We start from the raw sequence: 21,635 nt of genomic DNA on the forward strand, positions 1-21,635 counted from the left end.
CCGGCCGGGCGTCAGTTGGCGAGCATGCCCTCACGGAGCTTCGTGAGGGTGCGGGTGAGAAGTCGGGAGATCTGCATCTGGGAGATGCCGAGGCGTTCGCCGATCTGCGCCTGCGTCATCTCCTGGCCGAAGCGCATCTGCAGGATGAGCCTCTCGCGCCCTTCGAGCTTCCGCAGCAGCGGAGCGAGGCTGTTCATGTCCTCGAAGAGCTCCATGGCCGGGTCCTCGCTGCCGAGCACGTCGGCGAGGGGCCGCGGGGCGCTGTCGGAGGTTTCGTCCTGGTCGTTGTCGAGGGACTGGCTGGAGTGGCCGTTGGCCGCGACGAGGCCCTCGATCACCTGATCGTCACTGAGCCCCAGGTGGTCCGCCAGTTCACGGACCGTCGGCGCGCGGTCGAGCACGGCGTGCAGGTCCTCCTTGCCGCGGGCCAGCTCGATGCGCAGTTCCTGCAGGCGTCGCGGGACGCGGACGGCCCAGGTCGTGTCCCGGAAGTGCCGCTTGATCTCCCCGGTGATGTACGGCAGCGCCAGGGTCGTGAACTCGTTGCCGAGGGCCGGGTCGAAACGGTCGATCGCCTTGATCAGACCGATCGTGCCGACCTGGATGATGTCCTCGATGTCCGTACCGTCGGTCCGGTTGCGGAAGCGGCGCACCGCGAACTGGACCAGGGACAGGTTCATCTCGATCAGGGTGTTGCGGACGTACTGGCGCTCATGGGTGCCCTCGTCCAGAGTGCGGAGCCGCTCGAAGAAGGCCCTGGAGAGGGTGCGGGCGTCGGCCGGGGCAACCTCACGGGCGTCCAGGACATGGGGAAGCGGTTCGAGGAACGCCTCGGTGGGCTCGGCCACGGCCTCGGTCGGCGCGGTCGTGAACTGCGTGGACAGAGCGTTCATTTCGAATCCCCGATGCAATCAACCTCGTACCCGAGGACTCCCCCCGGACGCTGCCGCCCCTGTGGCCGCGGCTCGATCATTGCGCCTTCGACACACACCCGTCAAGCGATACGTGAAATACATTTCGCGAGTTGCGCTGCCGTGCACTCCGGAACGGCCGAAGCCCCGCCCCACGAACCGCGACGCCGACGGATGCTCGCGGCGCCGGCCGAACGGGTAACCGCCCACCCGACCCACAGGGCCGCGGGTGGGCGGGGACCACGAGCCGCGCCGCGCGGCGATGGGCCTCCGCGACCGACGGACCGGGGCGGCGTGGGGGTCGTGTGAACCCGCATACACTCCATCCATGAACCGCACACGACGCGTCACGGGAGAGTGCCTGCCGCAGGCCGCCCCTGCCGCGCGTGGTGCCTCAGCGGACCGGACCGGCGTCAGCCCCCGGACCGCCGCCGACGGCAAGGCCCCCACGGTCGGCCGCGGCGTCCTGCACGGCCACGGCTAGCGCCGTCCCGTCGCGCCCGAGCCCCGCCTCCTCCCGCCGCACCACTCTCCGCGACGGGACCGGCCCCGGCAGCCCGGCCTGATCGCCGCACCCCCGTCGGCCTTCGCGGCCCCGAGGGCCGCGTCCCTTCCCACCGCACCACCCGCAGTCCCGACGCTCCGTCGGCGCTGCCGCCAGGCGAGGGCCGCACCCCGGGCCGTAGCCGTCTTCGAAGGGACCACCGTGAAGTTGAGCGGATTGTTGACCGGCCACGAGCACCACGTCATCCAGGGCGACACGGATTCGACGGGGATCACCGCGGGCACCACCTTCGACATCGACCGGGTGGTGCCGGGCTCGCTCTTCATCGCCGTACCCGGCCACCGCGGCGGCGGCCCCGCCTCCATCGGTGCGGCGCTCGCCCGCGGCGCGGTGGCGGTGCTCGTCGACGCCGCGGGAGCAGCCGCCGCGCCCCCCGGGCGGGAACTGCTCCCCGCGGTGTGCCTCGTACGGGTGCCCGACACGCGGAAGGCGGCCGCGGTCGTCTCCTCCCGCTACTTCGGCGAGCCGGGCCGACAGATGAACCTGGTGGCCGTGACCGGGACCAACGGGAAGACCTCGATCTCCTACATGGTCGAGTCACTGCTGAGGATCTCCGAGGGCGCCTCGGTGGGCGTGATCGGTACGGCGGGCAGCCGCATCGGCGACGAGGTGATCCCGATGCCCCCCTCGGTACTGACCACACCGGAATCCCCCGACCTGCAGTACCTCCTGGGCCACATGCGGGACCGGGGTACGGGAAGCGTGGTGCTGGAGGCCACTTCGATGGCACTCCAGACGTACCGGATGGACCGGACCTTCGTCGACGTCGGTGTCTTCACCAACCTGACCCAGGACCACCTGGACGACCACGGCACGATGGCCCGCTACACGGACGCCAAACTGCGGCTGTTCCAGGGGCTGTGCCGGCACGCGGTGGTCAACGTGGACGACACCGTGGGAGCCGGCATCCGCGCGATGATGCCGGGGGCGGTGACGACCTACGGGATCGACGAGGAGGCGGACTTCCGCGCCACCGACCTGATCGCGGACGCCTCGGGCACCCGGTTCACCCTGCACCACGCCGGACGGACGTACCCGGCGGCCATCCCGGTCCCGGGCCGCTTCTCGGTGTCCAACGCGCTGGCGGCCGTGGCGGCCTGCCGCGTGCTGGGCAACGACCTGGCCGGGCTGGTCGCCGCACTCGCGCTGATGCCGCCCGTACCGGGCAGGTTCGAGCGCTTCGTGACCCCCGCCGGCACCTCGGTGATCGTGGACTACGCACACTCGCCCGACTCCCTCGACAAGGTCCTCACCGCCATCCGCGACTTCGCGCGGGGCCGGGTCATCACCGTCTTCGGTTGCGGCGGGGACCGCGACACCACCAAGCGCGCCGAGATGGGCCGCATCGCCGGCACCCACTCCGACCTGTGCGTCCTGACCTCGGACAACCCACGGACCGAGGACCCCGAGGCGATCCTGGACCAGATCGCTCCCGGCATCGAGGCCGCCGGCACACCGTACGAACGCTCCACCGACCGTCGTCGGGCCATCGCCTTCGCACTGTCCGAGGCCCGGCCCGACGACATCGTCCTGATCGCCGGAAAGGGCAGCGAACCGCACCAGATCGTGGGCGAGGAACTGCTTCCCTTCAGCGACATGGCGACCGTCCGCGACCTGACCTCCCTCCGGCTCCCCTGACGCATCCCGGGGCGCTGTTCCACCCTTGCTCTACCTATCGAGATTCGATAGATTTCCATCGTAAGTCGATGGAGGGATGGGTCATGGGGAAACTGGCAGTGCGGGCGCTCCGCGCCGTGCTCGTGGTGGTGCTCACCGGCACCGTGTTCGTACAGGCATCGATGGTGTGGGCATTGGTCGACCGCTCGCAGGACGAGTCGCTCCCGTTGACCCCGCTGCGCGTGATCGTGATCCTGGGGATGGTGGCCGGCCAGGTCGCCCTGGCCGGCGTGTGGCGGCTGGTGTCCATGGTGCGCCGCGGAACCGTGTTCTCCCACGCGGCCTTCCGGTACGTGGACGCCGTGATCGGCGCGATCGTGGCGGTCGCCCTCCTGTGGTTCGCGGTCACGGCCATCAACGCGCCGGGCCAGCGGGAGGACCCGGGCGTCACCGTCATCATGGGCGGGATCGGTCTGGCCGTCCTGGGGGTCGCGCTCATCGTGCTCGTACTGCGGATGCTGCTCGTCCAGGCCGTGGCGCGCGACGTCCAAGCGGCGCGTATGCAGGCCGAGTTGGACGAGGTGATCTGATGCCGATCACCGTCGACATCGACGTGATGCTGGCCAGGCGGAAGATGTCCGTGGGCGACCTCGCGGACCGCGTGGGGATCACGCCCGCGAACCTGGCGGTTCTCAAGAACGGCCGGGCCAAGGCGGTGCGCTTCGCGACGCTCGCCGCGCTCTGCGAGGTACTGGAGTGCCAACCGGGCGACCTGCTGCGCTGGGAGGCCGAGGACGCCGCGGCGGACGGCGCACCGTCTGAGGGTGCCTGAGAACGCCTGACACCGCCGCACCGCGCCGTCCCGGCCCGTCCCGGCGGGTTCAGAGGGATCCGACGACCTTGCGGGGAACCACGCGGACGACGACGCGTTCGCTGTCCTCGGCGGACGCCGGGTTGAAGTCGGCGTAGTCCTTGCCGGTGTACTTGCGGGAGAGCGCGTTGATCAGTTGCTGCCCGCCCTCGGTGGTGAGCTCCGCCGTGCCCCGGACCTCCGCGTAGGTGTAGGGGTCGTTGTGCGGGTTGATGAGCACGGTCACCCGCGGGTCGCGCCGCAGGTTCTTCTCCTTGCGGCGCCCGACGGTGGTGGAGAAGAGCAGGGCGTCGCCGTCGCGGGCGAGCCAGGTGACGGACACCTGGGGACTGCCGTCGGGTTGGATCGTGGCGATGGAGGCGAAGACCGGGGTGTCGTCGATGATCTGCTTCAGGTCATCGGAGAGCGCAGCCGTCACGGTCGAGTTCCTTTCAGCGGGGTACCGCCCGGGGGCGGACAGCAGACCCAGCTTTACAGAGACCGACCAACGCGGAACAACTCCTTCCGGAGGCGCGACGAAGGGTGGACCGCGCGATTCCCCCGTGCTCGGCCGCGAGGTCAGGACGGTGACTCCGCCGGGGGCCGGCCGGCGACGGCTCCGGTTCACTCGAACGGCGGCCGCCGAAACCCCCGGCGTCCACGGACGCACCCGGCCCGGCGACGAGCGACGGACGTCGTACCACCCACTCCCACCCACTCCCGACGACTCCCGTTGGGACCGGCGGGGCCGGGTGGACACGCGCGGACAGCGGTGGACAGTCCCGGCCCCCGTCGGGTCTGGCCGGTGGACACCACGTGACGCGAGCCTGTGTGCCGTGCCCGTCGAACACGACCCGCACACCCGCACACCCGCACACCCGCACCCTGAGGAGCATCACCATGACGCCCCGTCCGCCCCGCGCCATGACCGTACTGATCGCCGCCACGGCCCTCTGCGCGACCACAGCCACGGCCGCCGCAGCCGCCACGACCGCTCCTGCCTCCTCCGCCTCCTCTGCCGCGCGGGACGCCGGACGTCACGTGCCGAAGATCGTCACCGACTGGGCCCGCGCCTGGAACGGCACCGACCCCCGGGCGCTCGGCGACCTGTTCACCAGCAACGGCACCTACACCGACCAGGCCGTGGGCATCACCTTCCGCGGCCGCGAGGAGATCTCCGGGTGGAAGGCCCGCGCCGACCGCCTCATCGACGACGTCCACGTCACCGTGCGCACCGCCCGCCGCGACGGTGAACGGATCACCGTCCAATCCATCTACTCGGGTCACCTCAAAGGCGCCCCCAAGCCCTTCGCCGTGCCGATGACCACCCTCCTCGACCTCGACAGGAACCGGTGCCGCATCACCTCCGACCAGGACCACTACAGCCTCGCCACCGTCCTCGCCCAGTCCGGCCTGCCGGCCGATTGGACCCCGCCCGCCTCCTGACGGGCGGTGAGCGCGCCCGACCCGGCGGGACGTTCGTCCTACCTGGTCAGGCGCGAGGTGGGGGCCTCGTGGGGGTGGTCCGGGCGTGGTGCATCATCAGGGTGCCTGCGCACCGTTCCCCGAAGGATTTGATGATGAGACGCTCCGTACCCGCGGCCCTCGCCGTTCTGCTCGCGGTCGCCGCAACGGCCGGCTGTGGCGCGCGGACCCCGAAGGCCGGCGCCGACGGTACGGGGACCCCCACCGCCGTCCCCGTGACGAGCGGCCCGGCCGCCCCGGTGAAGGCGCCCCCGCTCTCCGAGGAGGAGGCGCGGGGCGTCGTGAAGGATCTGACCGACAAGGTCGAGGCCGTCAACTTCGACGCCGAGTACTGGAAGGGCGTCACCGAGGGCCCGCTGCTGGCGCAGCAGCTCGCCCTCGTGGAGACCGGAAGGAAGTACGGAACCGAGCGGCCGCCGAGCCCCGACAACTCCCCGAAGACGGACCCGACCGTGCACACGTGGAGCACCGGCAAGGACGACGGCAGCGACCGGTGGATACTCGGCGCCCACGAGCTGGCGGGTCGCACCGTCGGTGCCGCCAAGAGCGAGACCGTGCTGCGCTGGTCGCTCTTCCACCAACAGCGGACGGGTGGGCCCTGGCTCGCGGCCTTCGTCGCCCGCGCCCCCGGGACGACGGCGCTGCCCACGATCGCGGTGGGCTCCGACGGCCGTGCGGTCACGGGCGGGGACGTGGCGGGACTCGCCGCCGACCCGGCGAACGTGTGCGGGCAGTACGGCGACTACCTGCACACCGACACCGCCACGGGCGGCGTCAAGTGGAGTCAGGACATCACCGAGGTGAGGACGGGCTCCGCGGCAGGCCTCAAGTCGATGCGCAAGGACCTGGGCAAGGGCGGCAAGCTCGATGTGGACGTCGACATCACCCGCGCGCCGCACGGCCCCGTCTGGCGCACCACGGACGGTGGGGCGCTCGTGGCCTGCACCGCCGTCAGCAAGGTGTACACGGAGCTGGGCCCCGGGCGTTCGACGACCTTCAGCAGCAGCGGCTGGGCCGGCACGACGGGCATCCGGTGGGCTTCGTACACCCAGCGCATCATGGGTCTGACCGTACTGAAGGTTCCCGCGGGCGCCTCGGGCGAGGTGTCCGTCGCGGCCGAGTCGAACCTGCCGTACTCCTTCGACGGCACCAAGTACACCGACTGACGGGTCCGGCGGGGCGTCCGGGCGCCGGGCATCCGGCGGACCCGGACGGTTCCGCGTTCGAAGCCATAACATCGGGCCATGTCCCTCACCCGGTCACGGGTTGAACTGTGCCCGCTCACCCTCGCCGACGAGGACGAATTCTGCTCGCTCGTGAGGGCCGGCGCCGAGCTGCATGCGCCGTGGATGCAACTCCCCGCGACCGCGGAGGAGTTCCGGAGTTGGATGACCCGCTTCGACGACGGCACCAACAGGGGCTTCTTGATCCGCGTTCGTGAGACCGGGGCGGCCGCAGGCACGGTCAACGTCAACTCGATCATCCGGGGTCGCTACCAGGGCGCGTCCCTCGGTTATGCGGCCTTCGCCCCGTCAGCGGGTCTGGGTTACATGGCCGAAGGGCTCGCCCTCGTCATGGAGTACGCCTTCACCGAGCTGCGGCTCCACCGGCTGGAGGCGAACATCCAGCCGGCGAACGTGGCGTCGTTGTCCTTGATCCGGCGCCTGGGCTTTCGCTTCGAAGGTCTGTCGCCCGACTACCTCTGGATTCGCGGGGCGTGGCGCGACCACGAACGCTGGTCCATCACGCCGCCGCCTCCCTGGACACCGGACCCCTCCCGGCCCGATTTCTAGGAACACCTGGTGCCGGGCCGCCGTCGGAGGTCGGTTCCTCGACGGCGGCGAGCAGTTCGGTGGGGATCTCCAGCGCCTCGCATACGCACGGGCCTCCTTCCGTGCGATCTTCGACCGCCCGACGGAAGCAACCTGAACCGGTACTCGCACGTCATGCAGCCGGGGGGGGTGGTGGGGACGCGGGCATCCGGCCGGCTTCCCTCGGTCGATAGAAGGTGGCTGCCAGGAGGAGAGAACGCGATGGATGTCGGATCCGCCCGGCCCCGCCGGGCCGCTGACGTCCCGTTTCCCGCTCCTGTCACGCACCGCGCACGTTGAGAGGTTTTGCCGATGCCCGTGGTCAGTCCCGATTTCAGCGTCCTGTCCGAGGACTTCGCCGCCTCCCCCTACCGCTGGTTTCCACAGTTGAGGGAGCGGGCGCCGGTGCACTACGAGCCCGCGATCGACAGCTATTTCCTCTCCCGCCACGAGGACGTCCAGCGGGTACTGACCGACCACGAGGCGTTCACCACCGAGACGCTGCAGGTGCGCGCCGAGCCGGTGATGCGCGGGCCGGTCCTCGCCCAGATGACCGGGGCGGAGCACACCGCCAAGCGGAAGATCGTTGTCCGGAGCTTCACCGGCGGGGCCCTCCAGCACCAGGTGCGCGCCATCCGATCCAACGCCGCCGAGCTCATGGCACCGTTCCTTCCGCGCGGTCGTATGGACCTGGTCAACGACTTCGGCAGGCCCCTCGCCATCCAGGTGACGCTCGATGTGCTGGGTCTGGACAAGAAGGACTGGCTCCAGGTGGCCGCGTGGCACAGCGGAGTCGCCGAGTTCATCACCAGCATGGCGCTCACTCCCGAGCGCCGCCGGCACTGTCTGGACTGCGCCGAACGGCTGGAGGCCCATCTCCTCCCCGTCATCGAGCGGCGGCGCGAACACCCCGGCGACGATCTGATATCGCGGTTGTGCACCGCCGAGTTCGACGGCATCGTCATGAGTGATCGCGACGTCACCGCGCTGATCATCAACGTGCTGGCCGCGGCGACCGAGCCCGCGGACAAGACGCTCGCCCTGCTCTTCAAGCACCTCATCGACCACCCCGAACAGATGGCGCAGGTCCGCCGGGATCCGGACCTGCTGCCCGCCGCGATCGCCGAGACCCTGCGCTACACCCCGCCGGTCCAGCTCATCCCCCGCCAGGCCGAGGGGGACGCCGTGTTCGCCGGCACCACCGTCCCGGCGGGTGCCACCGTCTTCTGCATGATCGGCGCGGCGAACCGTGACCCGGAGGCTTTCACCGCCCCGGACACCTTCGACATCCACCGCCCCGACCTGGGCACCGCCCGCTCCTTCACCGCGGCCGCCCAGCACCTGGCCTTCGGCACCGGGCTCCACCAGTGCGTCGGCACGGCCTTCGCCCGCGCCGAGATCGAGACCGTCGCCGCGATGCTTCTGCCGCTGCTCGACCGGGTCCGGTTCAGCCCCGGCTTCCAATACCGGGAGAGCGGCCTGTACACGCGGGGTCCTGTCGCCCTGCCCCTCGACTTCACGCCCGTCCCCGAAGGCGCCACCGCCCGCGAGTGACGTCCCCTCTCCCCCTGCCCCGCACCTCTCCTCACCCCCTCACCCCTTGGGCGTAGACAGCGATGACACAGACCACCGACATCACCCGAGCCATCAACGACCTGCTGTTCACCCCGGGTCTCGACCTCTCCGAGGCCATCGACAGGCATTTCACCCCTGACTACCGTCAGCGCACCAACGGGGTGTGGAGCGACCGGGCCGCCTTCACCCAGCACATGACGCGCCTGCGCACCCTGGTCCGCAGCGGACACATCGAGGTACACGACGAGCTCCGCGACGGACAGAACTACGCCGACCGCCACACCGTCACCATCAGCCAACACAACGGCCGCACCTCGCGCACCGAGGTGTTCCTCTTCGCCCGGCTGGCCGAGGACGGCCGCTTCCAGCGCGTCGAGGAGACCACCCTCCTCGTCGACGGCCACCCCGACGACGGGAACCTCGGCCTCATCAAGTGATGCGGTCGGCCTCTGTGGGGGGCGCCCAACTTGCCGTGCGGGTAACGCGTTCGTCCTGGGCGCGGTCCCGCACCTCACGTCCCGGCGCCCGACGTCTCCGTTACCATCTCCACCGGAGAAGCGGCCCGGAGGCGGATTCGGCCTCCCTGACGTCGGGTGCCACACCTCATTCCCACGAGTGCGCGACAGGGCCCCGGCCGGTCGGAGCCGGATCGTGTGCTTCTCAGACGCTGGAACAAGGGGGTTGGCCGCCATGGTGTCCGTGGGGGAAAGACTGAGCCGAGCGCGCGTACGGGCCTTCGTCGGCCGGGACGAGGAACTCGGCCGATTCGGGGAGGCTTTGGCCGGGAATCCGCAGGCGCCGTTCGCGTTCTACGTGTGCGGGCCGGGCGGCATCGGCAAGTCGACGCTGCTGCGACGGCTGGCGGATCACGCCCGCACGGCGGGGCGCCTGATCGTCGAGCTCGACGGCCGGTTCGTCAGCCGGGACCCGGCCGATTTCGAACGTGCCGCCGGGCCGTTCCTGGACGTTCCGGGCACGGTCCTGTTCGTCGACTCCTTCGAGCACTGCCAGTGGCTGGAGAGCTGGCTGTGGCACCGCTTCCTGCCGCGGGCCGCGGACGACACCCTGGTCGTCCTGGCCGGACGGCGCGCGCCGCAGCCGCAGTGGACCGCCGACCCCGCCTGGTCCCGGCTCCTGCACGTGACCGAGCTGGAACCGTTCTCCGCCGAGCAGGCCCGGCACCTGTTGGTTACAGCGAACATCCGGCCCGAACTGCGGGACCGGGTGCTCCGCTTCGCCGGCGGCAACCCGCTGGCCCTGTCCCTCGCGGCGGCGGCGGGGTCGGCCGGCTGCGGCAGTGAGGAGATCTGGGCCCCCTCGGCGGACGTCCTGCGCACCCTGCTGGCCGGGTTGATCGGTGAGGTGCCGACGGCCGCCCACCGCCGCGCCCTGGAAGTGGCGGCGCAGGCGCACTCGACGTCCGAGGAACTCCTCGCCGCGGTGCTGCCCGCCGAGGACGCCCACCCGCTGTTCTCCTGGCTGAGGGACCTCCCCTTCATGGAGTCCACGCTCCGGGGGCTCCATCCGCACGACGCCGCGCGCGAGACGCTGGCCGCCGACCTGCGGTGGCGGGCGCCGAACGCGTTCGAGACGATGCGCCGGCGGCTGGCCGACGAGTACCTGCGCCTCCTGCGCGAGGGCCCCGAGGATCGGGGGTGGACGGTCACCGACGAGCTCTTCTACCTCTTCCGGGAGGGTGAGGCCCTGACGCGCCTGCGTACCTGGTCCCGGGAGGACGAGGTGCACGACCGCCCTCTGCATCCGGACGATCTCGACGTCGTGCTGGCCATGGCCGAGGAGACCGAGGGGGCCGCCTCCGCGGAACTGGTCCGTTACTGGGCGCGGCGCCAGCCGCGGGCCTTCAGCGTCTACCGCCTCGTGAGCACGGGTCGGATCGTGGCGTTCACCGCGCGACTGGCCTTGCCGGCTCCTCCCGACCCGCAGGACCTGGCCACCGACCCGGTCGTCGCCGCCGCGTGGCGGTACACGGACGCCACCGCACCGGTGGGTCCCGGCGAGGAGATCGGCATAAGCCGCTTCTCGATCTACCCCGAGCGGTACCAGGTGCCCTCGCGCGTCATCGACCTGAGCAGTTCCCGGGCCCAGGCGGAGGCGGCCCGGGCGCGCGGCCGCGCCTACGGTTTCGCCGTCTACCAGGACGCCGAAACCTGGGCCGAACGCGTCAAGGGCACCCTCACCGACACCGGGGCACGGCCTCGGGTCGGCGCGCACACCTACGGGCTGTTCGGCGTCGACTGGCGGCGGACGCCGGTGGAGGCATGGCTGAAGCGGTTCATATCGGCCACCGACATGACCGATGTCCCCGTCCTGTCCGGGCCGTCGCCCGTTTCGCGCAGCGCGTTCGACCAGGCCGTGCGCGAGGCGTTGGCGCACTGGCGCGATGGGAGCGGCTTCGCCGCCTGCGCCCTGTTGCGTACGCGGCTCGTGGCCGACTGCGACGAACCCGTCGGTGCGTTGCGCACGCTGCTGCGCGAGGCCGTCGACGACCTCGCCCTCGACCCGCGCGGAGCGCGCGCCCGCGAGGCCCTCACGGCGGGCCACTTCTCGGGAGCGCCCACGCAGGAGGCGGCGGCCCGTCGCCTCGGACTTCCGTACGGCACCTACCGCCGCCACCTGCGTCAGGGCCTGGACCTGCTCTGCGAGGCCTTGTGGCAGCAGGAGCTGCACGGTCCCCGGTAACCGTCCGAAGGCGTAGGGGGCGCCACCATGGGCAGGGGCGGGGCATGACGACGGTGCTCGGCGCCTTTGTCATCGGCACTCCCGACCCGGCCGCGCCGGCCGCCTGCTACCGGGCCCTGCTGGTCCGGGAGGAATTCGAACGCCGACCGGTCCGCGCCCGCCCTTCACCCTGCCCGGGTCGCCGCCGGCCGGCGGTGGCTCGTCAGTGCACCTCGATTCCGATGAGGCAGGTGTCGTCGTCGGTGTCGGACGCGGTGTGGATCAGCATGTTGTCGAGGCGCTTTTCGAGGGAGTCGGCGGTTCGGGACGCGACGGTGAGGAGCTGCGACAGGGAGTCGGTGACCGCGATGTCGCGGCGTTCGACGAGGCCGTCGGTGTACATGAGGAGGACGTCGTCGGCTTGGAGTTGTACCTCTTCCTCGACGAAGGTCGGCTCGGGTATCGCTCCGAGGAGCATGCCTCCCGTGAGGGGGAAGGCGCCGGCTCGTGTGCCACGGACCAGGACGGGTGGCAGGTGGCCCGCGCGGGCCCACCGCAGGGTGCGGGTTTCCGGGTCGAAGATGCCGCATACGGCGGTGGCGGTGAGGTGGCTGGTGAGGTGGAAGGCGACGCTGTTGAGCCAGGTGAGCAGTTGCGCGGGGCCGGCGCCGGTGACGGCGAGGCCGCGTAGGGCGTTGCGGAGGACGACCATGCCGGTGGCGGCCCGGACGCCGTGGCCCGCGACGTCACCGACGCTGAGGAGGATCTTGTTGTCGGGCAGGACGACGGAGTCGTACCAGTCGCCGCCGACGAACGCCTCGGTTTCCGCCGGTCTGTAGCGGACGGCGATGCGCAGTCCCGGTACCTCCAGGGGGGCTGGGGCGGGCGGCATGATGGCCTGCTGGAGTTGTAGCGCGAGCCTGTTGCGGTCGGCGGATTCGGCTTCGCTGTCGGCGAGTTGGTCCCGCGTCGCGGCCAGGGCGACCTCGGTCCAGTGCTGGGAGGAGACGTCCTGGCAGGCACCCCGGATCGCGTGGAGGTGGCCCCGGTCGTCCAGGACGGGCTCGGCCACCATGCGGATGTGGCGGGTGATGCCGTCCGGGCGCAGGAGGCGGAAGTCAACCGACGATTCGCGTCGGCGGTGCAGGAGGGTGCGCAGGAACCGGCCGATGGAGTCGACGTCGTGGGGGTGGGCGTGGGTGGCGAGGTCTTCGAGGGCCACGGGTGAGGCCGTGAGGGGGAGGCCGAAGAGGGTGAAGAGCTGGCCGTTCCAGGTGGTCTTGCCGGTGGTCACGTTCTGTTCGAAGCCACCCACCCTGCCGAGTCGTTGGGCGTGTTGCAGCAGGCCGGCCAGGCGTGCGGTCTCGTCCTCGATCTTCCAGATGAGGAGGAGCGCCGCGCCGTGGCGGGTGATGCTCACGTCGGCGACGGTGGTGAGGGGCACGTCGCCGACGAACGCGGTCAGCGCCGTACTGAGGACCTGGCAGGCCTCCCCGGTGGCGTAGGCCCGCTCCAGTTTGTCGAAGAGGCCGCCGTCCTCGGCTGCCGCGGGGTACGCCTCCAGGAAGCGGGCTCCGGTGACGATCGACCGGGGTCGTCCGGCGGGGTCCACGAAGCGGCTGTTGGTGTGGTGGATGCGGAAGTCGGCGAGGCGGCCGTCGTTGCCGAGGGCGGGGGTGAGGACGAGGGCGGGGTCGCGGAGGTGGTCGGTGAGGTCGGTGAGTTCGGCCACGGCTCCCGGGTGGGGGGCGTCGGCAGCGGTGGTGGCCGGGTGGGGGAAGTGCTCCTCCAGGGTGTGGGCGCACAGCTCGGCCAGGGCCTCCAGCTGGCGCAGGACCTGTGGGGGCTGCGGGGGCAGCGCCTGGGGCCAGGCGATCTCCAGGACGCCGTGGATGCGTCCGCCGGTGCCGGCGGGGACCGTGACGCGTCCGCCGTCGGGGTGCGGCCGTCGGCCGATGGTGGGGATGCCGGCCTCGGACAGGCTGGTGACGACCGTGAGGTCCCGGTTGGTCAACGCGAGGCGGGCGCAGGTGGCGACCTCGGGCGGTACGTAGCGCCAGCGGGCGGCGTCCTCCTGGGTGAAGCCGGCCTGGCCCACCAGGGTCAGGGAGGAGTCGGCCGCGGCGATCCAGATGGCGACGCCGTGGGCGCCCAGGGGGCGGAGCGCGTTCTCCAGCAGGGCGGTGGCGACGGCTTGGGAGTCGGTGGCGGCGAGCACGCTGCTCTCGGCTGTGCGCAGGCGGACGGCCGGTGCCGTGTTGTCGGGTCCGGGGGGCCCGACGGCGGTTTCGAGGAAGTGCTGCGCGATCTCGCTGACGCGGTCGCGGGCGGACTGGTTGATGACGTCGACGGCGAGGGCGAGGACGGTGGTGCCGGACTGTTCGGCCAGCGTGGTCAGCTGTCGGGAGGCTTCCGTGGGGCCGCATCCCAGGCGCCCCACCAGGATGCCCTTGGCCATCTCGACCAGTGCTCGTCCCTCGGCGGCCGACTGTGCCTCCAACGCCTCCTGGCGCAGCCGCTCCACGGTGGCGGCGAGGCGTCCCGCCCCACGGGGCTCGGTGCCGGGCGCCGGTGCCGGCGGCGGGTCTTGGGGCAGCGGCCGGGACGCGCGTGCGGCGGGCACCGCCTGCGCGGCGGTGTCCGTGACGTTCCGGTCGTGGTGGTGCGGCTGGGGGGCGGTGGGTTCGCCGGGGTTGGTGTTCACCGTGCGTCGGTCTTCTCCGTGGGGTGGGCCGGGTGGCGGGGTCAGCCCCGGGGGGCGTGCGGGGTTCCTTGCGAGGGCAGCCACCTGCGCAGGCGGAGGATGAGGTCGTTGGCGTCGACGGGCTTGGTGACGTAGTCGCTGGCCCCGGAGGCGAGGCTCTTCTCCCGGTCTCCGGGCATGGCCTTGGCGGTGACGGAGATGATGGGCAGGTCGACGTACCGGGGCATGCGCCTGATCTCCGCCGTCGCCGCGTAGCCGTCCAGTTCCGGCATCATCACGTCCATCAGGATCAGATCGATCCCCGGGGTGCTGGTCAGCGTCTCGATGCCCTTGCGGCCGTTCTCGGCGTGGAGGACCTGCAGGCCGTGCAGTTCCAGGATCCCGCTGATCGCGTACAGGTTGCGCGGGTCGTCGTCGACGACCAGGACGGAGCGGCCGGCCAGGCCGGTGTCCACGACGGGATGCTCGGGTGCGGCGAGGTCGGCGTCGAGGCGCACGAGGGGCAGGGCGTCCCCGGGGCGTTCCGCCGACAGGTGCAGGGCGATGCGTTCGCGTAGTTCGTCGAGGCTGGAGAGCACTTCGAGCGGCTGGGTGGTCGCGCGGAGCGCGATCTCCTCCTGCTGCGCGCGGGTCATGCGGCGGTTGTCGTGCGCGAGGACCGGCATGGAGGCGAGGGCCGTGTCGCCGGCGAGGTCCTGGAGGAAGCGGACGGCTTCGCCGTCGGGGTCGAGTTCGAGGACCACGCAGTGGAAGGGCGACTGTGCGAGGACGTCGGCCGCGTCGGCCGCGGTGACGGCGGTGACGACCACGGCTTGGCCGGCCGGGCCGGTGGTCGCCCGGCCGGCGCTCAGGTCGGCCGCGGCGCTCTCGGCGACGAGGCTCAGGAGGCCGTTGCTGCGCTGTTCGATCACCAGCAGGCGTCGGGGGTGGCGGGTGTCCTCGGCCGGAGCGCTGTCGCCGTACTGCTCGCCCGGGTCGCCGTCGGACGCTTCCGGCGCCGGGACGGCCGTCTCACGATCGACGAGGTCGGGGCGGGAGACGGGGAGGTAGAGGGTGAAGGTGGAGCCTTCGCCCGGAACGCTGCGCGCGGTCACCGCGCCGCCGAGCAGGCGGGCGATCTCCCGGGTGATGGACAGACCGAGGCCGGTACCTCCGTACTTGCGGCTGGTGGTGCCGTCCGCCTGCTGGAAGGCGGCGAAGATGACCTCCAGCTGCTGCTCGGCGATCCCGATGCCGGTGTCGATGACCCGGAAGGCGACGACGGATCCGGAGCGGGCGAGCTCCGCGGGGATCTCCGTCGGGGACGCCGGTTCGATCCGTACCTGGACCTGGCCGCGTTCGGTGAACTTCACGGCGTTGGAGAGCAGGTTGCGCAGGATCTGTTGCAGGCGCGCGTCGTCGGTGAGGAGGTCCACCGGTACGCCCGTCGCGGTCGTGATGTCGAAATCGAGGCCCTTTTGACTGGTCAGGGGCCTGAACGAGGCTTCGACGTAGTCGAGCAGCTTCTTGAGGGAGACCCGCTCGGGGTTGATGTCCATCTTGCCGGCCTCGACCTTGGACAGGTCGAGGATGTCGTTGATGAGCTGGAGGAGGTCGGAGCCGGCGGAGTGGATGATGCCGGCGTACTCGACCTGCTTGGGGGTGAGGTTGCGGCTCGGGTTCTGGGAGAGGAGCTGGGCGAGGATCAGCAGGCTGTTCAGCGGGGTGCGCAGTTCGTGGCTCATGTTGGCCAGGAACTCCGACTTGTACTTGGAGGCCAGGGACAGTTGCCGGGCCCGGTCCTCCAGTTCCTGCCTGGCCTGTTCGATCTCCAGGTTCTTCGTCTCGATGTCGCGGTTCTGGGTGGCGAGGAGGGCGGCCTTCTCCTCCAGCTCGGCGTTGGAGCGTTGCAGTTCGTCCTGCTGGACCTGGAGCTGCTCGGAGCGGGCCTGGAGTTCGCCGGTGAGGCGCTGGGACTCGCCGAGGAGCTCGTCGGTGCGGGCGTTGGCGACGATGGTGCTGACGTTGACGCCGACGGTCTCCATCAGGCGGCCGAGGAAGTCGCGGTGCACGGGCGTGAAGGGGCTGAAGGAGGCGAGCTCGATGACGCCGAGCACCTGGTCCTCGACGAGGATGGGCAGGACGATGAGGTTGGCGGGAGCGGCGGCGCCGAGCCCGGAGGAGATGAGGTAGCCGGGCGGCACGTTGTCGGTGGCCAGGATGCGGCGGCTGCGTGCGGCCTGCCCGACCAGGGTTTCGCCGTGCTTGATCCGCTGGGGGCTGTCGGTGGGCCGGCCGTAGGAGCCGATCAGGGTGAGCCAGGCCTGGCCGTCGGCCTCTTCGCCGAGGTAGAAGGCGCCGTAGCTGGCGTCGACCAGGGGGGTGAGCTCGTCCATGACGAGCTCGGCGACGACGGCCAGGTCGCGGTGTCCTTGCATCAGGCCGGAGATCTGCGCCAGGTTGGACTTGAGCCAGTCCTGTTCCTGGTTGGCGCGGGTGGTCTCGCGCAGCGAGCCGACCATCGAGTTGATGTTGTCCTTGAGTTCGGCGACCTCGCCGGAGGCGTCGACGGTGATGGACCTGGTGAGGTCGCCCTCCGCGACGGCGCTGGCGACCTCGGCGATGGCGCGGACCTGCTGGGTGAGGTTCCCGGCGAGTTCGTTGACGTTCTCGGTGAGCCGCTTCCACGTCCCCGAGACGCCCTCGACCTCGGCCTGACCGCCGAGGCGGCCCTCGCTGCCGACCTCTCGGGCCACTCGGGTGACCTCGGCGGCGAAGGAGGACAGCTGATCGACCATGGTGTTGATGGTGGTCTTCAGCTCCAGGATCTCGCCGCGCGCGTCCACGTCGATCTTCTTGGAGAGGTCTCCGTTGGCGACGGCGGTGGTCACGAGGGCGATGTTGCGGACCTGACCGGTGAGGTTGTTCGCCATGGAGTTGACGTTGTCGGTGAGGTCCTTCCAGGTACCCGCCACGTTGGGCACCCGGGCCTGTCCCCCGAGCCGGCCCTCGGTGCCGACCTCGCGCGCCACGCGGGTCACCTCGTCGGCGAACGCCGACAGCGTGTCGACCATCGTGTTGATCACCCCGGCCAGTGCGGCGACCTCGCCCTTGGCCTCGACGGTGATCTTCTGCGAGAGGTCGCCGCGCGCGACGGCGGTGGCGACCTGGGCGATGGAACGGACCTGGCCCGTCAGGTTGGACGCCATGACGTTGACGTTGTCGGTGAGGTCCTTCCAGGTGCCCGAGACGCCCCGGACGGTGGCCTGACCGCCCAGGTTGCCCTCGGTGCCGACCTCGCGGGCGACGCGGGTGACCTCGTCGGCGAACGCCGACAGCTGGTCGACCATCGTGTTGATGGTTTCCTTCAGCTCCAGGATCTCGCCGCGCGCGTCGACGCGGATCTTCTGCGACAGGTCGCCCTGGGCGACCGCGGTGGTGACCTCCGCGATCGAGCGGACCTGCGCCGTCAGGTTGTCGGCCATGAAGTTGACCGAGTCGGTCAGGTCCCGCCAGGTGCCCGAGACGCCCTTCACGTCGGCCTGACCTCCGAGCCGGCCGTCCGTGCCCACCTCGCGGGCCACGCGGGTGACCTCGTCGGCGAACGCCGACAACTGGTCGACCATCGTGTTGATGGTGGTCTTCAGCTCCAGGATCTCGCCGCGCGCGTTCACCCGGACCTTCTGGGACAGGTCGCCCTGTGCCACCGCGGTGGCCACCTGGGCGATGGAGCGCACCTGCGAGGTCAGGTTCCCGGCCATGAAGTTGACCGAGTCGGTCAGGTCCCGCCAGGTGCCCGAGACGCCCTTCACGTCGGCCTGACCGCCGAGGATTCCTTCGGTGCCGACCTCGCGCGCCATGCGGGTGACTTCTCCCGCGAACGCGGACAACTGGTCGACCATCGTGTTGATGGTGTTCTTGAGTTCCAGGATCTCGCCGCGGGCGTCGACGGCGATCTTCTGGGACAGGTCGCCCTGGGCCACCGCCGTGGTCACCTGGGCGATGTTGCGGACCTGGTCGGTGAGGTTGCCGGCCATGAAGTTGACCGAGTCGGTGAGGTCGCGCCACACCCCGGCGACGCCGGGGACCTCGGCCTGGCCGCCGAGGCGTCCTTCGCTGCCCACCTCGCGCGCCACGCGGGTGACCTCGTCGGCGAAGGAGGACAGCTGATCGACCATCGTGTTGACGGTGTCCTTCAGCTCCAGGATCTCTCCCCGGGCCGCGACGTCGATCTTCTGCGACAGGTCGCCGCGCGCCACCGCCGTGGCCACCTGGGCGATGTCCCGCACCTGGGTCGTGAGGTTGCCGGCCATGGCGTTCACGGAGTCCGTCAGATCGGCCCACGTACCCGACACCCCGGGCACCACGGCCTGCCCTCCCAACGTTCCCTCCGTGCCGACCTCCCGGGCGACGCGCGTCACCTCCGAGGTGAACAGGGACAGTTGATCGACCATTCCGTTGAAGACCGTCGCGATCTCGCCGAGGAGGCCGTCTGCCTCGTCCGGCAGCCGGGTACCGAAATCACCGTCGCGTACGGCCGTCAGCCCGGCGAGGAGCTGGCGCAGTTCCGGCTCCCCCACCGCCCCCGTCGCCCCGGCACCCGCGCGTGTCTCCGCCGGCTTGCTCATCCCAGCCCCATCTCAGTCCGCCCTTGGGCCACGCCGCGATCCTCGGGCGGCCCGGGGACAAGTCCACCACATCCCGCGCGGCCCGCGAAGCACAGGCCCGTCCATGGGGTCGGGCTCCGATCGGACGGCTTCACCAGGTGAACGGCCAGTGCCCCAAATCATCGGCATCGGGGCTCGTTCGGGATCGAACGGGGTGGATACACGCGCTGGTACGAGACGTTCCCGAACCTGAGGACCTCTCGCAGCGGACCCGGGTCGCGGGGGCCTTCCCCCCCCTGTGCCACGCGACCGGGTCCGGTCGTACCGCGGGCTGCCGCCCGGATTCCGTACGGCACCCGGATACTTCCCCGCCCGCTCGACACGGGACCCGGGGAACCGGCAGGCCCCCGGCGGCGCCGCTCCGGCGCCGCCCCCGGGCTCCGGAGTCCGGCGGCAGCAGCTCGGTGCGTACGACGGCCCGGCCGCAGGCGCCCCACCGACCCCGACCGGGCGTCGGTCGGCGCCGCGTCACGCGGTGAGCGAGGGCGTCGCGGCCTCCTCCCAGGCGAACCCGTCGGGGTCGGTGAAGGCGCCACCCGTGCCCCCGAGGGCGATCCGGTGCGAACCGGTGCCCTCCGGGGTGACACCGACGTCCTTGGCCAGCGCGCGGCGCCGGTACAGGGCCAGCTTGACGGGACCGTCCCCGACGGCGAACTCGACGTACATGGGGCCGAAGCTCTTGGCGACGGTCAGGCCCTGGTCGAGGTAGAACCGCTTGCTCGCGGCGATGTCGCGGACGCCCAGCAGCAGGACGAACGCGTCGAAGTCGCGGGTGGCGGGCCCGGTGTCCTTCTTCGCCGAGGTCGCGACCTTCCAGATGGCGCCGTCCGGGGCCCGCACGACGCCTCCGTAGCCCCAGAAGGACTTCGTGGCGGGCTTCAGCGAGGTGGCGCCGGCGTCGAGGGCGGCGCCGACGAGGAGGTCGACGTCGGCCGGCTGGGACACGGTGAGGGAGAGCGTGTGGCCGCGGAAGCCGGTCGTGGGTGCCTGCGCGGCCCGCAGCCGCAGCCGCGCGTCCAGGCCGAAGGCGGTCGTGTAGAAGTGCCGGGCGGCCGTGGTGTCGGCCACCTCCAGGGTCACGGTCTCGATGGATGCCATGCCCACGACGTTAGGCGCCGGGCATCGTCCGGGGCTTCTCGAATCCTGACCGATCGCCCCGGCCCCTCGCCGGTGTTCAGCGGGCGGCCGGCTTCGGCTCGGGCAGGGTCGCGGCCCGGTCGGCGACCAGACGGATCGCCGCGATCGTGAGGTCGGGGTCGTGGAGCTGGACGTAGTGGTCGCTGCCGGTCGCCAGTAGGTGCGGGGTCTGCGGTCGCAGCCCGACCAGCGCCTGCTGGGCCTTGGGCCAGGCCGTTTCCAGCTTCGCGAGCAGGGCCTTGTCCATGGTGGCCGGCGCTGCGAAGGGTGCGGTCTTGCTGAGCACCGCGACCGGGACCGGTGGGAGCGGGCCGCCCCGATCGATGTCGTCGACGCCGGCGTCGATGTCGACCTGTTCGAAGTTCGGGTCGGTGTCGAAGGGCGTGCCGGGGTGGCGCAGGGACGCGACGTACGCCGCCCAGTCCGGACCCATCGCCGGCTTCAGACCGGGCCCCAGGGCGTCGACGAGGACCAACCCGCGCGTCCGCTCGGGGTGCTCCTGCGCGTACCGCAGGGCGAGCATCCCTCCGAAGGAGTGCCCCACCAGCAGGTACGGGCCCGGTACCCGGCCGGCGCCCAGGACCCGGTCCAGGTCCTGGACCATGTCGGGCAGCGCCCGGGTTCCCCGTACGGGCGTGCTGCGGGTGGTGAGCGTCGGTGGCTGCGTGTAGCGGATGGTGCCGGGCCGGTCGTACGTGCACACCCGGGTGAACGCGGCCACGCCGGGCAGCACCGCCGGCGCTTTCGGCACGGGCGGGGTGGTCTCGGTCAGCGACCACGGGTCGGAGGACTCGTGGAGTCCGGACAGCAGCACGACGGTCGGGCTCCCGGAGCCCGCACACCGCAGGTGGAGGCCGCGCCCGCCACCGATGTCCACCCGCTGTCCGGTGTCCCCGCCGTCGGGCCCGGGCGTCGCCGCCACCAGGAGCAGGACACCCAGCGCGGCCGCCGACGCACCGCGCGCACGCCATCGCATGTGCCCATCCTCCTCCGTGCCGCGCCCGGTCGCCTCCGGGCGTCGGGCGGTGTTCCCGGAGGCGGTCGCGGTGGCTCTGCCGGCCGGGTCAGGCGACGGCGCCGTTGTCCACGGCGGCGGTCTTCCCGAAGACCTTGACGGCCTGGTAGTAGGTCCAGGCCGTCGAGTCGCACGAGGTGCGCTTCGCTCCCGTGTAGGCGGTACAGACCCGCTTGAGGTCGGCGTGGAAGGCGTCGTCGAGCCGCGCCTTGTTGGCGCTGAACGATCCTGCCGCCTTGTAGTTGCGGTAACCGAAGTCGTGGCGGGCGCAGGAGGTCTGGAAGGGGAAGCCGAACGGGTTGTCCGGGGAGGACGAGCAGTAGTCGGTCGACCAGTCGAAGCCGTAGGCGGACCAGTTGCCCTGGTTGGCGCGCGCGGCCACCCAGGAGTTGTGGCTCGCCGCGCTGGTCTGCGTCCAACCGCTGAGGACCTGTGCCTTGTCCGCGGGGGCGGCGGCGGCCGGGGTGGCCAGGGCGACGACGGCGGCCGCCACGGCGGCGGTCACGGCGGTGAGTTGACGACGCATCGGAATCCTCCAGGGACGGTGCGCCGGGAACCCCCCGGCGCGATGCGCACGAGTCTGGAAGCCCCCGATATCAAGCCCTTACCGCCCGGCTATCCGATGCGGGCACGGCGATGG

At 71.3% G+C, this 21,635-nt stretch carries 17 protein-coding genes; 10 read left to right on the plus strand and 7 right to left on the minus strand.

The window, feature by feature from the left end; translation table 11 throughout:
• Positions 1-11: 11 nt before the first annotated feature.
• A complete protein-coding gene (locus NOD94_RS16765) occupies positions 12-893 on the minus strand; it encodes a SigB/SigF/SigG family RNA polymerase sigma factor (protein WP_281206745.1) in 882 nt (293 codons plus the stop codon).
• A gap of 346 nt (positions 894-1,239) precedes the next feature.
• Between NOD94_RS16765 and NOD94_RS16770 the strand changes: the two genes are divergently transcribed.
• From NOD94_RS16770 to NOD94_RS16785, 4 genes are all read left to right on the plus strand, one after another.
• On the plus strand, positions 1,240-1,395 hold the full coding sequence (locus tag NOD94_RS16770; RefSeq protein ID WP_281206746.1) for a hypothetical protein: 156 nt from the start codon (positions 1,240-1,242) through the stop codon (positions 1,393-1,395).
• 222 nt (positions 1,396-1,617) lie between these two features.
• Complete coding sequence (locus NOD94_RS16775; RefSeq protein WP_281206747.1) at positions 1,618-3,114, plus strand: UDP-N-acetylmuramoyl-L-alanyl-D-glutamate--2,6-diaminopimelate ligase; 1,497 nt, start codon at positions 1,618-1,620, stop codon at positions 3,112-3,114.
• 83 nt (positions 3,115-3,197) lie between these two features.
• Positions 3,198-3,683: a DUF2975 domain-containing protein gene (locus NOD94_RS16780; protein ID WP_281206748.1), complete on the plus strand. Its 486-nt coding sequence runs from the start codon at positions 3,198-3,200 to the stop codon at positions 3,681-3,683.
• Positions 3,683-3,925 (plus strand): helix-turn-helix transcriptional regulator, encoded by a 243-nt coding sequence (locus NOD94_RS16785; protein WP_281206749.1) that lies wholly within the window; start codon positions 3,683-3,685, stop codon positions 3,923-3,925. Before NOD94_RS16780 ends, NOD94_RS16785 begins: the two co-directional genes overlap by 1 nt.
• A gap of 49 nt (positions 3,926-3,974) precedes the next feature.
• On the opposite strand, the gene NOD94_RS16790 is transcribed toward NOD94_RS16785, so the two are convergent.
• On the minus strand, positions 3,975-4,382 hold the full coding sequence (locus NOD94_RS16790; protein ID WP_281206750.1) for a PPOX class F420-dependent oxidoreductase: 408 nt from the start codon (positions 4,380-4,382) through the stop codon (positions 3,975-3,977).
• Positions 4,383-4,843: 461 nt separating this feature from the next.
• Here NOD94_RS16790 and NOD94_RS16795 point away from each other — a divergent pair, with 461 nt between their 5' ends.
• The 6 genes from NOD94_RS16795 to NOD94_RS16820 all read left to right on the plus strand — a co-directional run bounded on the left by NOD94_RS16795 (position 4,844) and on the right by NOD94_RS16820 (position 11,514).
• Entirely contained in the window at positions 4,844-5,389 is a 546-nt protein-coding gene (locus NOD94_RS16795; RefSeq protein ID WP_281206751.1) for a nuclear transport factor 2 family protein, read from the plus strand.
• A gap of 134 nt (positions 5,390-5,523) precedes the next feature.
• The gene (locus NOD94_RS16800; RefSeq protein ID WP_281206752.1) at positions 5,524-6,594 is read left to right on the plus strand and encodes a hypothetical protein; all 1,071 of its coding nucleotides are present in this window, start codon (positions 5,524-5,526) and stop codon (positions 6,592-6,594) included.
• A gap of 78 nt (positions 6,595-6,672) precedes the next feature.
• Positions 6,673-7,221 (plus strand): GNAT family N-acetyltransferase, encoded by a 549-nt coding sequence (locus NOD94_RS16805; protein WP_281206753.1) that lies wholly within the window; start codon positions 6,673-6,675, stop codon positions 7,219-7,221.
• Positions 7,222-7,551: 330 nt separating this feature from the next.
• Positions 7,552-8,793, plus strand: a complete 1,242-nt coding sequence (locus NOD94_RS16810) for a cytochrome P450, cyclodipeptide synthase-associated (RefSeq protein ID WP_281206754.1) — start codon at positions 7,552-7,554, stop codon at positions 8,791-8,793.
• Positions 8,794-8,855: 62 nt separating this feature from the next.
• Positions 8,856-9,251 (plus strand): nuclear transport factor 2 family protein, encoded by a 396-nt coding sequence (locus NOD94_RS16815; RefSeq protein WP_281206755.1) that lies wholly within the window; start codon positions 8,856-8,858, stop codon positions 9,249-9,251.
• Between the two features lie 262 nt (positions 9,252-9,513).
• Positions 9,514-11,514, plus strand: a complete 2,001-nt coding sequence (locus NOD94_RS16820; RefSeq protein WP_281206756.1) for an ATP-binding protein — start codon at positions 9,514-9,516, stop codon at positions 11,512-11,514.
• A gap of 202 nt (positions 11,515-11,716) precedes the next feature.
• On the opposite strand, the gene NOD94_RS16825 is transcribed toward NOD94_RS16820, so the two are convergent.
• The 5 genes from NOD94_RS16825 to NOD94_RS16845 all read right to left on the minus strand — a co-directional run bounded on the left by NOD94_RS16825 (position 11,717) and on the right by NOD94_RS16845 (position 21,521).
• Positions 11,717-14,089 carry a SpoIIE family protein phosphatase gene (locus NOD94_RS16825; protein WP_281206772.1) on the minus strand — a complete coding sequence of 791 codons (2,373 nt, stop codon included), beginning with the start codon at positions 14,087-14,089 and terminating at the stop codon, positions 11,717-11,719.
• Between the two features lie 149 nt (positions 14,090-14,238).
• Positions 14,239-18,804, minus strand: coding sequence for a HAMP domain-containing protein (locus NOD94_RS16830; protein ID WP_281206757.1), 4,566 nt, complete (start codon positions 18,802-18,804; stop codon positions 14,239-14,241).
• Between the two features lie 507 nt (positions 18,805-19,311).
• Complete coding sequence (locus NOD94_RS16835; RefSeq protein ID WP_281206758.1) at positions 19,312-19,941, minus strand: glyoxalase; 630 nt, start codon at positions 19,939-19,941, stop codon at positions 19,312-19,314.
• 76 nt (positions 19,942-20,017) lie between these two features.
• Positions 20,018-20,956, minus strand: a complete 939-nt coding sequence (locus tag NOD94_RS16840) for an alpha/beta hydrolase (RefSeq protein WP_281206759.1) — start codon at positions 20,954-20,956, stop codon at positions 20,018-20,020.
• A gap of 88 nt (positions 20,957-21,044) precedes the next feature.
• Entirely contained in the window at positions 21,045-21,521 is a 477-nt protein-coding gene (locus NOD94_RS16845; RefSeq protein ID WP_281206760.1) for a phospholipase, read from the minus strand.
• Positions 21,522-21,635: the final 114 nt, after the last annotated feature.

The sequence above is a fragment of the Streptomyces sp. Isolate_45 genome (assembly GCF_024721315.2).
Taxonomy (GTDB): domain Bacteria; phylum Actinomycetota; class Actinomycetes; order Streptomycetales; family Streptomycetaceae; genus Streptomyces.

Excerpts from the sequence above, each read along its gene's own strand:
- NOD94_RS16765 (WP_281206745.1), bottom strand. The coding sequence starts at position 893 with ATGAACGCTCTGTCCACGCAGTTCACGACCGCGCCGACCGAGGCCGTG.
- NOD94_RS16770 (WP_281206746.1), top strand. The coding sequence starts at position 1,240 with ATGAACCGCACACGACGCGTCACGGGAGAGTGCCTGCCGCAGGCCGCC.
- NOD94_RS16780 (WP_281206748.1), top strand. The coding sequence starts at position 3,198 with ATGGGGAAACTGGCAGTGCGGGCGCTCCGCGCCGTGCTCGTGGTGGTG.
- NOD94_RS16785 (WP_281206749.1), top strand. The coding sequence starts at position 3,683 with ATGCCGATCACCGTCGACATCGACGTGATGCTGGCCAGGCGGAAGATG.
- NOD94_RS16795 (WP_281206751.1), top strand. The coding sequence starts at position 4,844 with ATGACGCCCCGTCCGCCCCGCGCCATGACCGTACTGATCGCCGCCACG.
- NOD94_RS16800 (WP_281206752.1), top strand. The coding sequence starts at position 5,524 with ATGAGACGCTCCGTACCCGCGGCCCTCGCCGTTCTGCTCGCGGTCGCC.
- NOD94_RS16805 (WP_281206753.1), top strand. The coding sequence starts at position 6,673 with ATGTCCCTCACCCGGTCACGGGTTGAACTGTGCCCGCTCACCCTCGCC.
- NOD94_RS16810 (WP_281206754.1), top strand. The coding sequence starts at position 7,552 with ATGCCCGTGGTCAGTCCCGATTTCAGCGTCCTGTCCGAGGACTTCGCC.
- NOD94_RS16815 (WP_281206755.1), top strand. The coding sequence starts at position 8,856 with ATGACACAGACCACCGACATCACCCGAGCCATCAACGACCTGCTGTTC.
- NOD94_RS16830 (WP_281206757.1), bottom strand. The coding sequence starts at position 18,804 with ATGAGCAAGCCGGCGGAGACACGCGCGGGTGCCGGGGCGACGGGGGCG.
- NOD94_RS16835 (WP_281206758.1), bottom strand. The coding sequence starts at position 19,941 with ATGGCATCCATCGAGACCGTGACCCTGGAGGTGGCCGACACCACGGCC.
- NOD94_RS16840 (WP_281206759.1), bottom strand. The coding sequence starts at position 20,956 with ATGCGATGGCGTGCGCGCGGTGCGTCGGCGGCCGCGCTGGGTGTCCTG.
- NOD94_RS16845 (WP_281206760.1), bottom strand. The coding sequence starts at position 21,521 with ATGCGTCGTCAACTCACCGCCGTGACCGCCGCCGTGGCGGCCGCCGTC.